This window comes from Streptomyces sp. NBC_01142 (genome assembly GCF_026341125.1).
Lineage (GTDB): Bacteria > Actinomycetota > Actinomycetes > Streptomycetales > Streptomycetaceae > Streptomyces.
Genome location: NZ_JAPEOR010000002.1, coordinates 382,184 through 398,180, shown reverse-complemented (window position 1 = coordinate 398,180; position 15,997 = coordinate 382,184). Strand labels below are relative to the sequence as shown.

17 protein-coding genes and 1 tRNA gene are annotated in these 15,997 nt (G+C 69.1%); 16 read left to right on the top strand and 2 right to left on the bottom strand.

Going from position 1 to position 15,997, the window contains the following annotated elements; genetic code table 11:
* Positions 1 to 102: 102 nt before the first annotated feature.
* From OG883_RS19190 to OG883_RS19135, 12 genes are all read left to right on the top strand, one after another.
* Complete coding sequence (locus OG883_RS19190; RefSeq protein WP_266542525.1) at positions 103 to 1,323, top strand: pyridoxal phosphate-dependent aminotransferase family protein; 1,221 nt, start codon at positions 103 to 105, stop codon at positions 1,321 to 1,323.
* Positions 1,320 to 1,847, top strand: coding sequence for a hypothetical protein (locus OG883_RS19185; protein ID WP_266542523.1), 528 nt, complete (start codon positions 1,320 to 1,322; stop codon positions 1,845 to 1,847). The genes OG883_RS19190 and OG883_RS19185 overlap by 4 nt, the downstream gene beginning before the upstream one ends.
* A 12-nt stretch (positions 1,848 to 1,859) precedes the next feature.
* The gene (locus OG883_RS19180; RefSeq protein ID WP_266542521.1) at positions 1,860 to 2,792 is read left to right on the top strand and encodes a methyltransferase domain-containing protein; all 933 of its coding nucleotides are present in this window, start codon (positions 1,860 to 1,862) and stop codon (positions 2,790 to 2,792) included.
* Positions 2,789 to 5,362 carry an MMPL family transporter gene (locus OG883_RS19175; protein WP_266542519.1) on the top strand — a complete coding sequence of 858 codons (2,574 nt, stop codon included), beginning with the start codon at positions 2,789 to 2,791 and terminating at the stop codon, positions 5,360 to 5,362. The genes OG883_RS19180 and OG883_RS19175 overlap by 4 nt, the downstream gene beginning before the upstream one ends.
* A gap of 6 nt (positions 5,363 to 5,368) precedes the next feature.
* Positions 5,369 to 6,091, top strand: a complete 723-nt coding sequence (locus OG883_RS19170; RefSeq protein WP_266542517.1) for a CPBP family intramembrane glutamic endopeptidase — start codon at positions 5,369 to 5,371, stop codon at positions 6,089 to 6,091.
* A 73-nt stretch (positions 6,092 to 6,164) separates the two neighbouring features.
* Complete coding sequence (metK, locus tag OG883_RS19165; RefSeq protein WP_266542515.1) at positions 6,165 to 7,328, top strand: methionine adenosyltransferase; 1,164 nt, start codon at positions 6,165 to 6,167, stop codon at positions 7,326 to 7,328.
* A 61-nt stretch (positions 7,329 to 7,389) separates the two neighbouring features.
* A complete protein-coding gene (locus OG883_RS19160) occupies positions 7,390 to 8,334 on the top strand; it encodes a carbohydrate kinase family protein (RefSeq protein ID WP_266549200.1) in 945 nt (314 codons plus the stop codon).
* A gap of 243 nt (positions 8,335 to 8,577) precedes the next feature.
* Positions 8,578 to 8,844, top strand: a complete 267-nt coding sequence (locus OG883_RS19155) for a hypothetical protein (RefSeq protein WP_266542513.1) — start codon at positions 8,578 to 8,580, stop codon at positions 8,842 to 8,844.
* Positions 8,825 to 9,343 (top strand): DUF6879 family protein, encoded by a 519-nt coding sequence (locus OG883_RS19150; protein ID WP_353963139.1) that lies wholly within the window; start codon positions 8,825 to 8,827, stop codon positions 9,341 to 9,343. Before OG883_RS19155 ends, OG883_RS19150 begins: the two co-directional genes overlap by 20 nt.
* Before the next feature lie 17 nt (positions 9,344 to 9,360).
* On the top strand, positions 9,361 to 10,209 hold the full coding sequence (locus tag OG883_RS19145; RefSeq protein WP_266542510.1) for a helix-turn-helix transcriptional regulator: 849 nt from the start codon (positions 9,361 to 9,363) through the stop codon (positions 10,207 to 10,209).
* 723 nt (positions 10,210 to 10,932) lie between these two features.
* The gene (locus OG883_RS19140) at positions 10,933 to 11,142 is read left to right on the top strand and encodes a DUF397 domain-containing protein (protein ID WP_266542508.1); all 210 of its coding nucleotides are present in this window, start codon (positions 10,933 to 10,935) and stop codon (positions 11,140 to 11,142) included.
* Between the two features lie 332 nt (positions 11,143 to 11,474).
* Positions 11,475 to 11,927, top strand: a complete 453-nt coding sequence (locus tag OG883_RS19135; RefSeq protein ID WP_266542506.1) for a hypothetical protein — start codon at positions 11,475 to 11,477, stop codon at positions 11,925 to 11,927.
* Between the two features lie 76 nt (positions 11,928 to 12,003).
* On the opposite strand, the gene OG883_RS19130 is transcribed toward OG883_RS19135, so the two are convergent.
* A tRNA-Leu gene (locus tag OG883_RS19130) sits at positions 12,004 to 12,091 on the bottom strand.
* Positions 12,092 to 12,277: 186 nt separating this feature from the next.
* Between OG883_RS19130 and OG883_RS19125 the strand changes: the two genes are divergently transcribed.
* The 3 genes from OG883_RS19125 (at position 12,278) to OG883_RS46820 (ending at position 14,973) form a co-directional block, all read left to right on the top strand.
* Positions 12,278 to 13,612 carry a M20/M25/M40 family metallo-hydrolase gene (locus tag OG883_RS19125; protein ID WP_266542504.1) on the top strand — a complete coding sequence of 445 codons (1,335 nt, stop codon included), beginning with the start codon at positions 12,278 to 12,280 and terminating at the stop codon, positions 13,610 to 13,612.
* Between the two features lie 166 nt (positions 13,613 to 13,778).
* Positions 13,779 to 14,012, top strand: coding sequence for a chaplin (locus OG883_RS19120; RefSeq protein ID WP_266542503.1), 234 nt, complete (start codon positions 13,779 to 13,781; stop codon positions 14,010 to 14,012).
* Between the two features lie 145 nt (positions 14,013 to 14,157).
* Entirely contained in the window at positions 14,158 to 14,973 is an 816-nt protein-coding gene (locus OG883_RS46820; protein WP_323180936.1) for a chaplin, read from the top strand.
* A gap of 84 nt (positions 14,974 to 15,057) precedes the next feature.
* Here OG883_RS46820 and OG883_RS19105 read toward each other — a convergent pair whose 3' ends face one another.
* The gene (locus tag OG883_RS19105; RefSeq protein ID WP_005319466.1) at positions 15,058 to 15,246 is read right to left on the bottom strand and encodes a DUF5703 family protein; all 189 of its coding nucleotides are present in this window, start codon (positions 15,244 to 15,246) and stop codon (positions 15,058 to 15,060) included.
* A gap of 47 nt (positions 15,247 to 15,293) precedes the next feature.
* Here OG883_RS19105 and OG883_RS19100 point away from each other — a divergent pair, with 47 nt between their 5' ends.
* Positions 15,294 to 15,953, top strand: coding sequence for a hypothetical protein (locus OG883_RS19100; RefSeq protein ID WP_266542501.1), 660 nt, complete (start codon positions 15,294 to 15,296; stop codon positions 15,951 to 15,953).
* Positions 15,954 to 15,997: the final 44 nt, after the last annotated feature.

The window sequence follows — 15,997 nt, the reverse complement described above, 5'->3', positions numbered from 1 at the left end:
ATTCATGCTGCGTGAATCGCTCCTTCCCGCGCGGGAAAAGTCCGGCCGTGGGTCATGGCCGGACCAGTCGCGCGCGCATTCCAGCTGCAAGGGGAATTCTTCGTGAATGCGATAGCAGAGCAGACGGATGTCTTTTCACGGTTCGCGGCCTTCACCGTCGCGGCAGAACTGATCGAGAGCGGTCTCTATCCCTACTTCCTGCCGCTCGAGGGCCACGAGGGCGCGACCGTACGGCGCGGTGGCCGCGAACTGATCATGTGCGGCTCCAACAACTACCTCGGCCTGACCGCCGATCCCCGGGTGCGGGCCGCGGCCCGCGACGCACTCGATGTGTACGGGAGTTCCTGCACCGGCTCCCGCTTCCTCAACGGCAACATCGATCTCCACCTCCAGCTGGAGGACGAACTCGCCCGCTTCCTGGGCAAGCCCGCAGCGCTGGTGATGACGACCGGATACCAGACCAACCTCGGGGTGATCGCCGCCCTGCTGACGCCCCGTGACTACGTCCTGGTCGACAAGGACGCGCACGCCTCCCTCGTCGACGGATGCCGGCTCAGCGGCGCCAAGGTGCGCTGGTTCCCGCACAACGACGCGACCGCGCTCGCCCAGGCCCTGGAGGGGCTGCCCGACGACGCCCCCCGCCTGGTCGTCGTCGACGGCGTCTACTCCATGGAGGGCGATCTCTGCGACCTTCCCGCGATCGTGGCCGTGTGCCGGAGGTACGGCGCACGGCTGGTACTGGACGACGCACACGGTCTCGGCGTCCTCGCCTCCGGCCGCGGCACCGCCGCCCACTTCGGGCTCACCGACCAGGTGGACCTGATCACGGTCACCTTCAGCAAGTCCCTCGCCTCCCTCGGCGGTGCCGTCGCGGGCAGCGAGGAGGCGATCCACTACCTCAAACACCATGCCCGCAGCCTGATGTTCAGCGCGTCCATGACCCCCGCCAACACGGCCTCCGCGCTGGCCGCGCTGCGTATCCTGCGCGAGGAGCCCCAACTGGTCGACGCCGTACAGGCCAACGCCGCATACATACGGCGCGGACTCGCCGAAGCCGGAGTGGAGACCGGGGCGAGCACCACACCGATCATCCCCATACCGACCGCCGGCGCCCTCGAGACGCTCTCCGCCTGGCACCGCCTCATCGACCGGGGCGTCTATGTGAACCCGGTCCTCCCGCCCGCCGCCTCGCCCCGGCTGCGTACGAGCTTCATGGCCACCCACAGCGTCGGACAACTGGACCGGGTGATCGAGGCGTTCGCGGCCGAGGCGGACCTCATCCGCCCCCGCGTATGCGTGCCGTCCGGGGTGACGTCGGCATGACCCGCACAGCCCTGCCGGTCACGGGGATCGCGGCGGGGGTGTCCCCGGTCGCGTTCCCGGCGCCGGTCGCCACCCCGAGCCTCGTGGGGCTGACGTTCCTGGTACTGGTCCTGGCGCTCGCCGCGGGCGCCCTGACCGCCCGCGCGGCCGCGGACCGGCTCGAGGACCGCACCCGGCGGATGCCGGTCGCGGCGGGTCTGCTGCTGCTCGGCGCGGCCGTACCGTGTCCGCGCCCGCAGCAGACGGCCGCCACCCTGACCGTCCTCGCGGTCTGCGCATTCGCCACCGCGCTCGTCGCGGTCTCCCTCCTGTTCCCCGGGCCGGCCGCCGAACCGGCCCGGGGAACGGCCGGCCCCGGCCCGGCCGCCGTACACATCACCGTGCTGCTCGCCGGCGCGGCAGCCGGATGCGCGGCCGGCGCCCTCTGCCTGGCCGAGGCCCGCGCCGCCGCAAGCGTCCTCGCCTGTACGGGCGCACTGCTCCACCTCGCCCGCTCGGCCGCCCCTGCCCGTTCGTCCTCATGAAGGAGCCCGCACATGTCACGCGTACGACTGGCCGCACGAGCACTGCGCCTCGCGATCAACAAGGCACATGCCGATCCCACGGCGGACTACGACGCCGCCAGTGGGGACTACGACACCTTCTTCAGCCCGGTGATGGGCAAGCACTCGATAGAGGCCCTCGACACCGTGCCCGTCACCCCCGGGGACACTGTCGTGGAACTGGCCTGCGGCACCGGCCACTTGACGGAGGAGGTCGTACGGCGGCTGAACGGCAGCGGCGCGGTGTACGCCGTCGACAAGTCGCCCGGGATGCTGCAGGTCGCCAAGGACAAGGTCCTTCCCCTGGCCGACGCCGCCCCCGGTCTGCACGTGGAGCTCTCCGAGGGCGACATGGACACCTTCATCGAGTCCCGGCCCTCGGACAGCGCCGACCTGGTCGTCGTCGGCTGGGCCATCTGCTACACCAAGCCGACCCGGCTGCTCACCCAGATCGAGCGGGTACTGCGCCCCGGCGGCCGCGTCGTCGTCATCGAGACCCGTGCCGACGCCCACCGGGCGCTCACCGAACGCCTCGAGCGGATCTTCGCCGACGACCCCTCCCTGCTGACCGGCCTGATCCGGGTCACGCTCCCCAAGGACGCGGCGACCGTCGCGCGCTGGTTCATCAAGGCGGGGCTGACGGTCGACAGCCGACGCGACGGTGCACAGACCATCCCCGCCCACACCCCCGAGCAAGCCGTCGAATGGGTCCAGCGCTCCGGGGCCGCGGCCGGTTTCAAGACCGCCGTCGACAGCGACCGCGAACAGCTGGTCCTGGACCGTATCGCCGCCGGACTGCGTGAACACCTCGCCCGGCACGGCGTCCTCGACATCCAGCACACCTTCGTCGTGGTCACCGGCACCAAACAGGCCGACAGCGCGGCCGCCCGCCGCCGGGCCGTGGGCGAGGAGGCATCGGTCGTATGACGAACCCGACCAAGCAAGGCCTGCCGGCCGCGCCCGCCCCGGACACCGGGCCGGGCGGTACGCGGCCAACGGGGCCGCCCCCGGCCGCAGTCCAGCGCGTACTGCTCCGATTCGCGCAGCGGATCACCTCCCGCCCCAAGACGGTGATCCTGGTGTGGGCGGTGCTGATCGCGCTCTGTACGCCCTTCGCCCTCCAGCTGACCTCCGTCCTCACCGACCAGGGCGCGTCCAAGGTCGTGCCCGGCACCAGCAGCGCACGCGCCGAGGAACTGACGGCCACGTCCTTCCCGCACCGCTCGCAGCGCGAGGTCGTCCTCGTCCTCGAAGCCGACCGGGTCAACACACCCGAAGTGCGCCGGTTCCTGGCCGAGTTGGACACCACCATCGCCGCCCTGCAGAAGGACGGGGAGGTTGAGCGCTCCTCGTCCGCCTTCACCCTCCACCGGGACGCGACCGCGCAGTTCCTCACCGGTATCCGCGCGAGAGCAGACGCACAGGCACCGGCGGGGGATGCCGGATCCAGACGCGAATTCATCGACCGGGAGATCGCCCAGGGCCGGGTACCGGCCCCGCTGGAAGGCCCGGCGCGCGCGGCCGTCACCGCCCGGGACGCCGCGGCCGTCTCCCGTATCGCAGGGGCGTTCGCGGCCGGAACCGACTGGCAGAACTTCCCGCTCGACGTACCGGAGGAAGCCGCCGCGCGACTGATCGCCGAGGACGGCACAGCGGCACTGGCATCCGTCAGCTACACCGCCGAGGCGGGCAACGACCCCGATGTCGAGGGCCTGCGCGACTCCGCCGGCGAACTCCTCGACAAGGCGGGCCTGGGCGGACAGGCCGAGGTCCATGTCACCGGTGAGCTCGCACTCATCCACGACACCTACGAGAAGGCCGAGTCCGACAACGCTCTGATGGAGTCGGTGGCGTACGTCATCATCTTCGTCGTCCTGCTGCTCTTCTTCCGCGCCATCGTGCCCGCCGTCCTCACCCTGGTCGTCATCGGGCTCGCGATGAACGTCAGCCAGGCGGCGCTCTATCTGCTCGGCAAGGAAGTGACGCTCACTCAGTTCACCGTCACCATCATGACGTTCGTGATGCTGGGCGCGGGCGTCGACTACAGCATGCTGCTCTCCTCCCGATACCGGCAGGAGCGGCTGGCGGGCCGCGCCCCCCGCGAAGCCGCCGTCCAGGCCACGGTGCACGCGGGCGAGAGCATGCTGCTGGCCGCCATCGCCGTGGCACTGGCCTTCGGTGCGACGCTGCTGTCGCCGGTCGACTGGATTCCGCCGCTCGGCTACGGCGGGCTCCTCGGCATCCCCATCGTGCTGGCCGCCGCCCTCACTCTCACCCCCTGCCTGCTGGTCCTGCTCGGCGACCGCTTCTTCGCCCTGGGACGCGCACCGCTGTCCGACCTGGAACACACCGGCGCCGTGGGGCGCCATCTGCGCCGCACCGCCGAGTTCGCCCGCCGCCGCAAGGTGGCGATCGTCGTCGTATTCCTCGCCGTGACCGTGCCGTTCGCACTGGTCGTGGCCGACAGCCGCTCCACGGCGGACCCCGTCGCACTCAGCCCCGCCACCGACTCCCGGGACGGCTTCGAGACGGTCGCCGAACGGTGGGGGGACGCCGCGGTGCTTCCCACCGTCGTGGTCGGCGCCTCCGCGGCCGGGACCGTGGACAAGGGAGCACTCTCGGCCGACGGACAGCAGGCGGTGGCCCGGCTGACCGACCAGCTCGCCGCGACGAAGGGCGTCGCCTCCGTCGACTCCGCCACCCATCCCTTCGGCACCCGGTGGACGGCGGACGAGGTCGCAGCCATGCCCCAGAGCCTGCGCGACGACTACGTCGCCCGCGACGGCTCCCTGCGGTTCGTCGTCGCCCTCGAGGACGATCCGTACTCACCCGGCGCGGCCGCGGCCGTACAGCGCGTGGAGAAAGTGACCGCCGCGGCGCGCAGCACCGTCGGAGAACTGGATGTCGGCGGCGCGACCCAGGTGGACCGCCAGTACGGCTCCGCCCTGAGCCGCAGCTTCTGGCAGATGGTCGTGCTCGTCAGTATCGGCGTGTTCGTGATGCTGGTCATCGCGCTGCGCTCGCTGCTCGTCCCGATCCGGTTGATCGGCACGATCATGCTGAGCAATGTCTGGGCGGTGGGCCTGACCGTACTGATCTTCCACCACTGGCGCGGCGAGGCGATCATCGACGATCTGCCGATCTTCCTCACGGTCCTGATGATGGGCCTCGGGATGGACTACGAGATCTTCCTCGTCACCCGCGTACGCGACCTGGCCCGCAGCGGCCTGTCCCAGGAGGAAGCCACCCTTCAGGCGGTGGTGGACACCGGGCGCGTGATCAACGCCGCCGGCCTGGTCATGGCCGGAAGCCTCGGCACGATGGCCCTGTCCTCCACCCTGATGCTCCAGGAGTACGGAGCCGGGCTCGGCCTCGCCGTCCTGCTCGACGCCACCCTGATCCGCATGCTCTTCGTGCCGGCGACCCTGCTGCTCTTCCGCAAGTACAACTGGTGGATGCCCAGCTTCGGCCGGTCGCGGCAGAAGGCGCCGGGGTGATCCGCCATGGCCACCACGAAGCACCGGGCGCAGGCCCGTCCCGGCGCGCTCGCCCGGCTGCGCCGCCACCATGCGGCCTTCCCGCTCGCCTCGGCCGCCGCGCTCTTCGCGGTGCTCGCGGTGGTCCGGGTCGCCGGCGCGTTCGCCTTCCCGCTGATGGTGCTCTCCGTCGCGCTGAGCGCCGCCGTCCTGCTCGCACTGCCCCGCCAGGAGTGGGCGGCGGCGGGCGTGTGCCGGTTCGCCCCGCTCCCCGCGGTGGTGGGCACGACGCTGGTCGCGCTGGTGTACGCACAGACGTACTTCGCCACCCGGGCGGCCTTCGGCGACGGCGACGACAACTGGACCGTGTGGGTCCCCCGGCTCTTCGAGGACCTGGTGCCGGGCGTCCCCATGCTGGGCACGGCGGCGATGCTGCTGTGCCTCGGCGTCCTGGTCCCCGTCGTCGAGGAGGTCTGCTACCGCGGCGTCCTGTACCGGGCCGTCGAGCAACAGCGCGGCACCTACACGGCGATCGTCGTGACCGCGCTCGGCTGGTCGCTCGTGCACCTGGGCGACTACGGCCTCAACCCGCTGAACCTCAGAGTGATCTGCGGCGTACTGCCCTCCGTCTTTCTGATGGGTCTGGCGCTCGGCGTCTGCCGTGCCGTCACCGGATCCGCCCTCGCCTGCGCATGCGCGCAGGGGGCCTGCAATCTCCTGCTGCTCGGGGCCGTCGCCGTCCCGCTCTGAGCACGCACCGCAGTCCGAGCACTCACCACAGCCCGACCACTCACCACAGCCCGACCACCGATGGGATGAGTTGATGTCACGTCGTCTGTTCACCTCGGAGTCCGTCACCGAGGGCCACCCCGACAAGATCGCCGACCAGATCAGCGACACCCTGCTCGACGCCCTCCTCGCGGACGACCCGCACGCCAGGGTCGCCATCGAGACCCTGATCACCACCGGCCAGGTGCATATCGCGGGCGAGGTCAGCACCACCGCCCACGCCGACGTGCCCACCCTGGTACGGAACAAGATCCTCGAGATCGGCTACGACTCCTCCTCGAAGGGCTTCGACGGAGCCTCGTGCGGGGTCTCGGTGTCTATCGGCGCGCAGTCGCCGGACATCGCGCAGGGCGTCGACACCGGGGGAGCGGGCGACCAGGGCCTGATGTTCGGGTACGCCTGCGACGAGACCCCGGAGCTGATGCCCCTGCCGATCCACCTCGCGCACCGCTTCGCGCGCCGTCTCGCGGAGGTCCGCGGGGACGGGACCGTCCCCTATCTGCGCCCCGACGGCAAGACCCAGGTGACTGTCGAATACCTGGGCCGCCGCCCGTCCCGGCTCAACACCGTCGTCGTCTCCTCGCAGCACGCCCCGGGCATCGACCTGGACACCCTGCTCACCCCCGACATCCGCCGCTCGGTCGTGGAACACGTCCTGGGCGAACTGGCCGACGAGGGAACCAAGCTGGAGACCGACGGCTACCGCCTGCTGGTCAACCCGACGGGGCGGTTCGAGATCGGCGGTCCCATGGGCGATGCGGGAGTGACCGGCCGGAAGATCATCGTCGATACGTACGGTGGGATGGCCCGCCACGGGGGCGGCGCGTTCTCCGGCAAGGACCCGTCCAAGGTGGACCGCAGCGCGGCGTACGCGATGCGCTGGGTCGCCAAGAACGTGGTCGCGGCCGGACTCGCCCGCCGCTGCGAGGTCCAGGTCGCGTACGCCATCGGCGTCGCCGAACCCGTGGGCCTGTTCGTCGAGACCTTCGAGACCGCGGTGGTCGCCCAGCCCGTCATCGAAAAGGCCGTCACCGAGGTCTTCGACCTCCGCCCGGCCGCGCTCATCCGCGACCTCGACCTGCTGCGCCCCATCTACGCGCGGACGGCTGCGTACGGACACTTCGGCCGCGAACTCCCCGACTTCACCTGGGAACGCACCGACCGTGCGGACGCCCTGCGCCGGGCGGCGGGAATCTGACATGCGATCCGAGACCCCGTCCGACGTCCGGCTCAACGTGCCGGCCGACGTCCGGCCCGGCATGCGGATCGCCGTCACCGGCTCCATCGCCACCGACCATCTGATGACCTTCCCCGGCCGCTTCACCGACCAGCTCCTCGCCGACCAGCTCCGGCATGTCTCGCTCTCCTTCCTCGCCGACCGGCTCGAGATCCACCAGGGCGGAGTGGCCGCCAACATCGCGTACGGTCTGGCCGTCCTCGGGCATCGCCCCACCCTCGTCGGAGCCGTCGGCGCGGACTTCGCCGACCACGGCGCCCGCCTGCGGGCCGTCGGCGTCGACACCGCCTCGGTCCGTATCAGCGAAACCCTGCACACCGCACGCTTCGTCTGCACCACGGACACCGACCAGAACCAGATCGCCACCTTCTACGCCGGCGCCATGGCCGAGGCCCGCGAGATCGACCTCGCCGCGGTCGCCCGGCGCACCGGAGGTCTCGACCTCGTCCTCATCGGCGCCGACGACCCCGAGGCGATGCTCAGGCACACCGAGGCCTGCCGGTCCCTCGGGCTTCCCTTCGCGGCAGACCCCTCCCAGCAACTCGCCGGACTGGACCGCCCGCAGACCCGTCGGCTGGTGCACGGCGCCCGCTTCCTCTTCACCAACGCCTACGAGGCCGCGCTGCTGCGCGAGCGGACGGGATGGAGCGAGCGGGAGGTGCTGGGCCGGGTCGGCACCTGGATCACCACGCTGGGCGCGGACGGTGTCCGACTGGCGGGCTCCGGCGCCCCGCCAGTGCGCGTACCCGCCGTCCCGCCGGACACCGTCGCCGACCCGACCGGCGCGGGCGACGCTTTCCGGGCCGGCTTCCTCGCGGGCGTCGCACGGGGGTGGCCGCACAAGCGGGCGGCCCGCTTCGGCTGCGCCCTCGCCGCGGTCGTACTGGAGACACACGGCACCCAGGAATACACAAAGATCCCCACGGGATTCCGTGGGGATCTTGCTGGTGTCCGAGGGGGGACTTGAACTCTCCACTCGGGCGCCAGCTCATTAGTTAGCTGACCTGCGGAAACACACCCTCTGAGGCCCCTTGGACCTTGAGGCGATTGGTCATGCTCACCTGCTGTTTCTGCCCGTTCCTGGCCGGTGTTGGTCATGCGTTGGTCACGTGGCCAACTGCCCGAGCCGTCCGCTCCCCTCTTGCCCTGATCAGCCGGAAGCGTGAGGCTCGTGCACGCTGGTGCAACCCACTCGCTAGAGGAGTGCCCAATGGCCCTAAAGTTCCTCGGGATTTGGCCGAACACCCCGGACGACGGCTCGCCCACGATCTGGCTCGACGACACGACCGGAGACCTGATCATCCAGTCATGGAAGGCGGACGAGGCGACCGTCCGTCAGGCGCAGGAAGTCGGCTCGGTGCCGGGCCACTCGACCGACGTTCCGGAGCACGAGACCGTGATCCGGCTGCCCGCAAACATGCTCCAGTTCATCCCCCGCCCCGACAGTGAGGTCAACGGTGGCAACAGCGGTACGTGAAGCTCTCGCAATGGCGCAGCGCTCAGCGATGCACCTTGAGATGCGGGACAGCTACATGAGGGACGACCCCGAGTTCCTCCGCTGGCAGCACGGGCACCGGTACGACCCGAACGACCGCGAGTCGTGGTGGCGGTCATGGCTGGACGTCGTGGCCGAGACGACCGGCCGAGGCGTGGTCATGCGGCGGCTGCGCGTTGTCTCCGAGCCGCTGAGCGACTACGTGCGGTATGAGTACGACGGCACGTTCACGAACGTCGCAGCGGGGGAGGACGTGCGTTGGCTGCCTCGCTCTCGCGCCCGTGATCTGCTGCTCCCTGTGCTGGACGGCTGGGTCATGGACGAACAGACCTTGATCCTTCACCACTTCAGCGGTGACGGTCAGTGGACCGGCCCGCGCATGGAGGTCTGTCACGATCCGGCGCTCGCCAAGCAGTACGCCATGGCGTATGAGGCGGCGTGGGAACGTGCGATCCCGCACGCGGAGTACCGGCCGAGCTGAACTGACGAACACGCACCATGGCTATCTCTGCATCTTCCAGTGCCCAGCAGGCCCGGCAAGCTCTCGCGGACCGACTCGCGGAGCTGTGCCGGGATGCCGGGCTGACCGGGCGCGACATTGCCGCACGCTGCGAGTGGAGCCCGTCCAAGTCCTCTCGGATCATGAACGGCCGGACACCCCCGTCCGCTGAGGACCTTCGGGCGTGGTGCCGGGCGTGCGGGGCCGATGGCCAGGCCGAGGACCTGATTGCCATGCTTCGGACCGCCGAGGGGATGTGGGTCGGCTGGCGGCGCATGGAGCGGGCCGGGCTTAAGCAGGCGCAGGAGGCCCGCCTACCGCTGTATCAGCGGACCCGACGCTTTCGTTCTTACTCCTCGTGGCTCGTGCCCGGCATGATCCAGACGCAGCCGTACACGACGGCAGCCTTGCAAGCCATTCAGCGACGGCGCGGTCTGGTGGACGATGTGGCCGAAGCGGTGGCCGTTCGTATGGAGCGCCAGCGGGTGCTGTACGAAGGTGACCGGCGGTTCGCATTCCTCGTTGAGGAGTCCGTGATCCGGTCCGGTATCGGCGGCGCTGAGGTCATGTCCGGGCAGCTTGGCCACCTGATCTCAATTGCCTCGCTTCCCAATGTCAGCTTGGGAGTTGTGCCCATGAGGCCGGATCGGGAGCGCTGGCCGGTCGAAGGGTTTTGGATCTATGACACGGCACAGGTCAACGTCGAGTTGGTTTCCGGCTACCTCACGATCACTCAGCCCAGCGAGGTAGCCATGTACGCCGACACGTTCGGGGAGTTGGCCGACTTGGCTGTCTACGGAGCAAAAGCCCGCGCACTGATCACAGCCGCCATGAACTCCATCGAGTGATCGCGTGCAATCCCGTGCAACATCATGGACTGGCAACTGCCCGTCTCCCTACCGTCCTTGACATAGCGGAGTCACCGGGGAGGGCAGGCCATGGCGAGCGAAGGCAGGATGCACGACGCCGAATCAACTGATCATCTGGGCAGCGGTGAGGCCCGGCAGTTCCTCTCCCGCCTCTCCGGAGCATTCGGCGTAGGCGGAGTGCTCATGGTGCAGAAGAGCGACCCTGGCCCCGAAGGCGCCGACCTGGCGCCCAGTTCGACCTTGCGCTGGCCTCGGTGCGAGTGCGGGAGCCCGAAGTGTCCTGACTACAAGGCCCCGCCGAATAGGCCGACAGAGGGACTGAGCAGCAGAGTTGCCGAGGCCAACGCGCGGAGCCGTAGGGGTGGGCTGTGAGCATCAGAACGGCTATGCGGTACGTGATGCACAGGATCACCGAGCACCCGGATACGGACGTGACCTTTGAGGCCGAGTGCCTGCACTGCACATGGAAGGCGACGCCTTCTGACGACCCGGCGCCTGTCGATGTCGAGTGCATGAGCCACACGGGGCGGTCCGGGCACGCTGGTTTTCGGCACATTCGTACGTCGTTCGCCATGGTGGTCCGCGCTGAGTAGAGGCCCCCGCCCCGGCGGTGGAAACCCTGGACAGGTCGAGCGGTCGGGGCGGGTTGCACGGCGGCGCGGGGACCGATTCCCCGTACGTACGGCGAAAGGGATAGGCACGATGACCGCAGTTCCCGAGTTCGAGTTCCGCACGTCCAGTGTGTGCCAGTACAACAACAACGACCCCCGCTGTGTCGAGGTCGCCACCAACGTTCCCGGCAAGGTGATGGTCCGCAACTCCGTGAGCGGCCAGACGGTCGAGTTCACCGCCGTGGAGTGGGCGGAGTTCCTTCCTGGTGCCAAGCTGGGGGAGTTCGACGTCACGGCGTAGGGAGTCGTCATGCAGCAGTGCCCCCGGTGTGGTGGTAGCGCGGAGTCCGACCCGGAGCACTCCGGGGTGATGCGCTGCATGTCGTGCTGGGAAGTGTGGGCACTGCCAACTGAGCGGAACTGTCCCGGCAACCGGCCGATGCTCATGTCTGCACTGCGGACGCTGAACGCGTTCCGGGATCTCCGCCGCTGATCCAACAAACGAACGCCCCTGCCGATCACAGCAGGGGCGTTTCTTTGGTTTGTTCGAGCGATCAGAGCAGAGCGCGGAACGGGTTGGAATGGGCGGGCGGTTCCGGTCGGTAAGCGTCCATCTGGACGACCTTGGTTCCGTTGCTTGCCATTACTGTCCGCTTCGCCGGCTCTGGCTCCACGGTCAGCGCTGCGTTACGGGAATTATCATCGCGGACGAAGCAGCGCCAGGACGCGGAGCGTAAGCGGCTCGGCTCTGCCTGGACGGATCATGACCTGGTGTTCGCCCGCGACGGCTTCAAGCTCTACCGGGTCGAAGCAGGCGGCCCACAGGACCCGGAGAAAGTCTCGGCTCGGTGGCGCACTATGCGCACCAGGTTGAAGCTGCCCGAGGAGTTCCGTATCCACGACTGGAGGCACAGCAAGGTCACAAACGATCTGGAGGCCGGGGAGAACCCCGTAGAGGTCTCGGCGAACGTCCGGCACCACTCGCCTGGCTACACCATGGCCCGATACGGCCACTCTCGTAAGGACGGAGCGCGGAAGCTAGCCGCCTCCGGTGCGGGCCGACTCGGCCTGTCATCCCTAGTCTGACCTGGGGATTCTCCAGGCTGTTGGTCACGCCACAGCCCTGGAATGCAGAAAACCCCACGTGAAGTGGGGTCTCAGCTGGTGTCCGAGGGGGGACTTGAACCCCCACGCCCGATAAAGGGCACTAGCACCTCAAGCTAGCGCGTCTGCCATTCCGCCACCCGGACAAGGTGTCTGTCGCGCGGCCCTGGGCCGTTCCGACGTGGAAAACCATAGCAAACATTCGGCTGTGCTCGATCACGGCCCGGTTCCGTGTGACGGTCGTACGACGGCGGACAGTCGCCCTTGGGCACAGGGGGAGGTCGCGGGAGGATGAGGAGGAACCACCAGCAACGACAGTGGGAGGAATCAGCGTGAGCGAGTCGAACAGGGCCGACAGGACCAAGCCCGTCACGGGCGAGGACGAGGTCGTCGACCTCTGCCGTGAGCTGATCCGGATCGACACCAGCAACTACGGTGACCACTCGGGCCCGGGGGAGCGTGCCGCGGCGGAGTACGTAGCCGAGAAGCTCGCCGAGGTGGGGCTCGAGCCGAAGATCTTCGAATCCCACAAGGGCCGCGCCTCCACCGTGGCCCGTATCGCGGGCGAGGACCCGTCCCGGCCCGCGCTGCTCATCCACGGCCACACCGATGTCGTACCGGCCAACGCCGACGACTGGAAGCACCACCCCTTCTCCGGAGAGATCGCGGACGACTGTGTCTGGGGCCGCGGCGCGGTCGACATGAAGGACATGGACGCGATGACCCTGGCGGTCGTACGGGACCGGCTGCGCAGCGGCCGCAAGCCGCCGCGCGACATCGTGCTGGCCTTCCTCGCCGACGAGGAGGCCGGCGGCACCTACGGGGCGCGGTATCTGGTCGACAAGCACCCGGATCTCTTCGAGGGCGTCACCGAGGCGATCGGCGAGGTCGGCGGTTTCTCCTTCACCGTCAATGAGAATCTGCGGCTCTATCTCGTCGAGACGGCGCAGAAGGGTATGCACTGGATGCGCCTCACCGTCGAAGGCACCGCCGGGCACGGCTCCATGACCAACAACGACAACGCGATCACCGAGCTCTGCGAGGCCGTCGGCCGGCTCGGCCGCCACACCTGGCCGGTCAGGGTCACCAAGACCGTGAGGTCCTTCCTCGACGAGCTCTCCGACGCACTCGGAACGCCGCTCGACCCGGAGGACATGGACGCGACGCTCGCCAAGCTCGGCGGCATCGCGAAGATGGTCGGCGCCACCCTGCGCAACTCCGCGGCGCCCACCATGCTCGGCGCCGGCTACAAGGTGAACGTCATCCCCGGACAGGCCACCGCCCATGTCGACGGCCGCTTCCTGCCCGGGTACGAAGAGGAGTTCCTGGCCGACCTCGACCGGCTGCTCGGGCCGCGGGTCAAGCGGGAGGACGTGCACGGCGACAAGGCGCTGGAGACCAGCTTCGACGGTGCGCTCGTGGACGCGATGCAGGTCGCGCTCAAGGCCGAGGACCCGATTGCCCGGGCCGTCCCGTACATGCTCTCCGGCGGGACCGACGCCAAGTCCTTCGACGACCTGGGCATCCGCTGCTTCGGCTTCGCGCCGCTCAAGCTGCCGCCGGAGCTGGACTTCGCGGGCATGTTCCACGGCGTGGACGAGCGAGTGCCGGTCGACGGCCTGAAGTTCGGTGTACGCGTGCTCGACCGATTCCTGGATCAGTGCTGACCCGTATCGGCCAAGAACCGATGAACGGAAACTCCAACAATCGGCAGCGCGTGCGTACTTGACTGAAAAGAGTGAAAGTGGTCATCACCTCGTAGCCCCCCTGCTTTCTCCTCGTTACAGGTGGTGTGGTCCGCGGCTGGGACCGCATTGCCAACAAGGAGGAACAATGATCAAGAAGGTCGTCGCCGTCGCGGCTGCCACTGGTGGTCTGCTGCTCGCCGGTGCGGGCATGGCCATGGCTCACACGGGTGCCCAGGGTGCTGCGGTCAACTCGCCCGGCATCGTCTCGGGGAACGTCATTCAGGCGCCCATCCACGTGCCGGTGAACGCGTGTGGCAACACGATCTCTGTGGTCGGGCTGCTGAACCCCACCTTCGGCAACACCTGCGTCAACTACTGACGTGATGACTCGGGCCCGTGAGGGTCTGGGTTTGAACCCGGGCGGCCCCGGAGTGCGCGCCATGCACTCCGGGGCCGTCGGGCATTCCGCCTCCGGGCGCAGAAGCCCCGAGGGTACTCCTGAATCAGAAGGCAGGGTTCAATTTATGCGACAGGTCACCCGCAAGGGCCTGATCACCATGGCAGCCGCGGGCGGCGTCATCGCCTTCGGCGGTGGCTATGCGCACGCGGACGCCGGTGCTCACGGAGGCGCGTCGAATTCCCCGGGCGTACTGTCCGGGAATTCGATCCAGGCTCCGGTGCATGTCCCGGTCAATGTGTGCGGGAACACCGTAAACGTCGTCGCGCTGCTCAACCCGGCCATGGGTAACGGCTGCGCCAACGTGTCCACGTCCGGGCAGACGGGCAACAGCGGCGGGTCCCATGCCGAGGGCGGGTCGAGCAACTCTCCCGGTGTCGGCTCCGGCAACCACGTCCAGGCACCGGTCCACGTCCCCGTGAACGCCTGCGGGAACAGCGTCACCATCGGCGGCCTGCTCAACCCGGCCGTGGGCAACGAGTGCGGCAACGGCTCGGACGTCGACACTCCGCCTGGCAACCCCGGTGAACCTGGTGAGCCCGGTGAGCCCGGTGAGCCCGGTGAGCCCGGTGAACCTGGTGAGCCCGGCAACCCCGGTGAGCCCGGCAACCCTGGTGAGCCCGGCAACCCCGGCAACCCCGGCAACCCCGGTGAGCCCGGTGAGCCCGGTACGCCGGGAAACCCGGGCAACCCCGGTACGCCGGAAGTGCCGACTACTCCGTACGAGCCGAACAACCCCGGCGCGCAGAACGTCACCCAGCCCCAGGGCACCGATGAGCTGGCGCAGACCGGGGCCGGTCCGCTCGGAATGCTGATTCCGGCCGGTGCGGGTCTGCTGCTCGGGGGCGTGGTTCTGTACCGCAGGGCCCGCGCATCCGCCTGACCGCACCGCAACATCCGCCGTCATACCGGCACAGAACGGGGTGGGCACTGCAGTCGCGGTGCCCACCCCGTCGTATTCACTCGCTCACCAGGTGGCGCGCACCTGACGGATAATGCGCCGGCGCAGCCGCACTCTGCGGCTGCCGTCCCGGTGCAGACTCAGTCGGTCCAACTCCCAGTGTCCGTACTCGGCATGGTCGGTCAGTAGACGGGTCGCTTCCTTGCGGGAGACCCCGCGTGGCACGTACACGTCGACAAATTCGTATTCCGGCATCGCATCTATTGTGCGGGCAGAGCCCAGGTACGGATAGCGTCTGCACTATGTCTGATGCTGCGCAGCCCACCGCTGCCGAGGTACGTGCCGCCGCCGAGGCGGTCAAAGCCGCACTGGACCGTCACCTCGAGGCGGTCGAACACCGCACGGGCGAGGACGACCCGGCCGTCTACGACGCGTTCAACGCCCTTGCCGCCGCGGCGGAGGCGTACGACGAGCGGCTCTACGACCGCTACGACGAGGTGACACCGTTCGAGATCCCGGGGGCGGACGACTCGCTGCCGCCGTACGCGGGGCCGGAGGAGCCGAACGCGCTCACGGTGCTGATCCGCCGGGACTACGCGGTGGTGGAGCCGCAGCGTCTGCTCGCTCAGGCGCAGCGCATCGCCGACCTGGATCCCGACGAGGACCGCTCTGACAGCGCCGCGGTGGTCGGCACGAGCGTCCACGCAGCGCTGGGCGTGCTCTTCGGTGAGTACGAACCGGATGAAATCGGCTCCCGGCACAAGGAGTTCGGCCTCGAGGAGGGCGACTCCACGCTGTGGGTGTCGGCGGCGGACAACCTGCCCGAACCGGGCGAATGGCTGAGCACTCCGTTCGACCAGGCGGACCCCCAGCGGGTCGTGTGCCGGTTCGACGTCAGCTCTGTCTTCGACGAGGACGAGCTGGGCGAGGACCTGGACGACCTCGACGAAGTGCAGTCCTGACCCCGCGTGGTGTGACCCGCGATGCGGGCCCGGCCTCCTGGACG

What these genes read in the sequence shown, in the direction of transcription:
- OG883_RS19180 (WP_266542521.1), top strand. Translation starts at nt 1,860, where the DNA reads ATGTCACGCGTACGACTGGCCGCACGAGCACTGCGCCTCGCGATCAAC.
- OG883_RS19100 (WP_266542501.1), top strand. Translation starts at nt 15,294, where the DNA reads ATGTCTGATGCTGCGCAGCCCACCGCTGCCGAGGTACGTGCCGCCGCC.
- metK (WP_266542515.1), top strand. Translation starts at nt 6,165, where the DNA reads ATGTCACGTCGTCTGTTCACCTCGGAGTCCGTCACCGAGGGCCACCCC.
- OG883_RS19170 (WP_266542517.1), top strand. Translation starts at nt 5,369, where the DNA reads ATGGCCACCACGAAGCACCGGGCGCAGGCCCGTCCCGGCGCGCTCGCC.
- OG883_RS19155 (WP_266542513.1), top strand. Translation starts at nt 8,578, where the DNA reads ATGGCCCTAAAGTTCCTCGGGATTTGGCCGAACACCCCGGACGACGGC.
- OG883_RS19145 (WP_266542510.1), top strand. Translation starts at nt 9,361, where the DNA reads ATGGCTATCTCTGCATCTTCCAGTGCCCAGCAGGCCCGGCAAGCTCTC.
- OG883_RS19160 (WP_266549200.1), top strand. Translation starts at nt 7,390, where the DNA reads ATGCGGATCGCCGTCACCGGCTCCATCGCCACCGACCATCTGATGACC.
- OG883_RS46820 (WP_323180936.1), top strand. Translation starts at nt 14,158, where the DNA reads ATGCGACAGGTCACCCGCAAGGGCCTGATCACCATGGCAGCCGCGGGC.
- OG883_RS19185 (WP_266542523.1), top strand. Translation starts at nt 1,320, where the DNA reads ATGACCCGCACAGCCCTGCCGGTCACGGGGATCGCGGCGGGGGTGTCC.
- OG883_RS19105 (WP_005319466.1), bottom strand. Translation starts at nt 15,246, where the DNA reads ATGCCGGAATACGAATTTGTCGACGTGTACGTGCCACGCGGGGTCTCC.
- OG883_RS19175 (WP_266542519.1), top strand. Translation starts at nt 2,789, where the DNA reads ATGACGAACCCGACCAAGCAAGGCCTGCCGGCCGCGCCCGCCCCGGAC.
- OG883_RS19120 (WP_266542503.1), top strand. Translation starts at nt 13,779, where the DNA reads ATGATCAAGAAGGTCGTCGCCGTCGCGGCTGCCACTGGTGGTCTGCTG.
- OG883_RS19140 (WP_266542508.1), top strand. Translation starts at nt 10,933, where the DNA reads ATGACCGCAGTTCCCGAGTTCGAGTTCCGCACGTCCAGTGTGTGCCAG.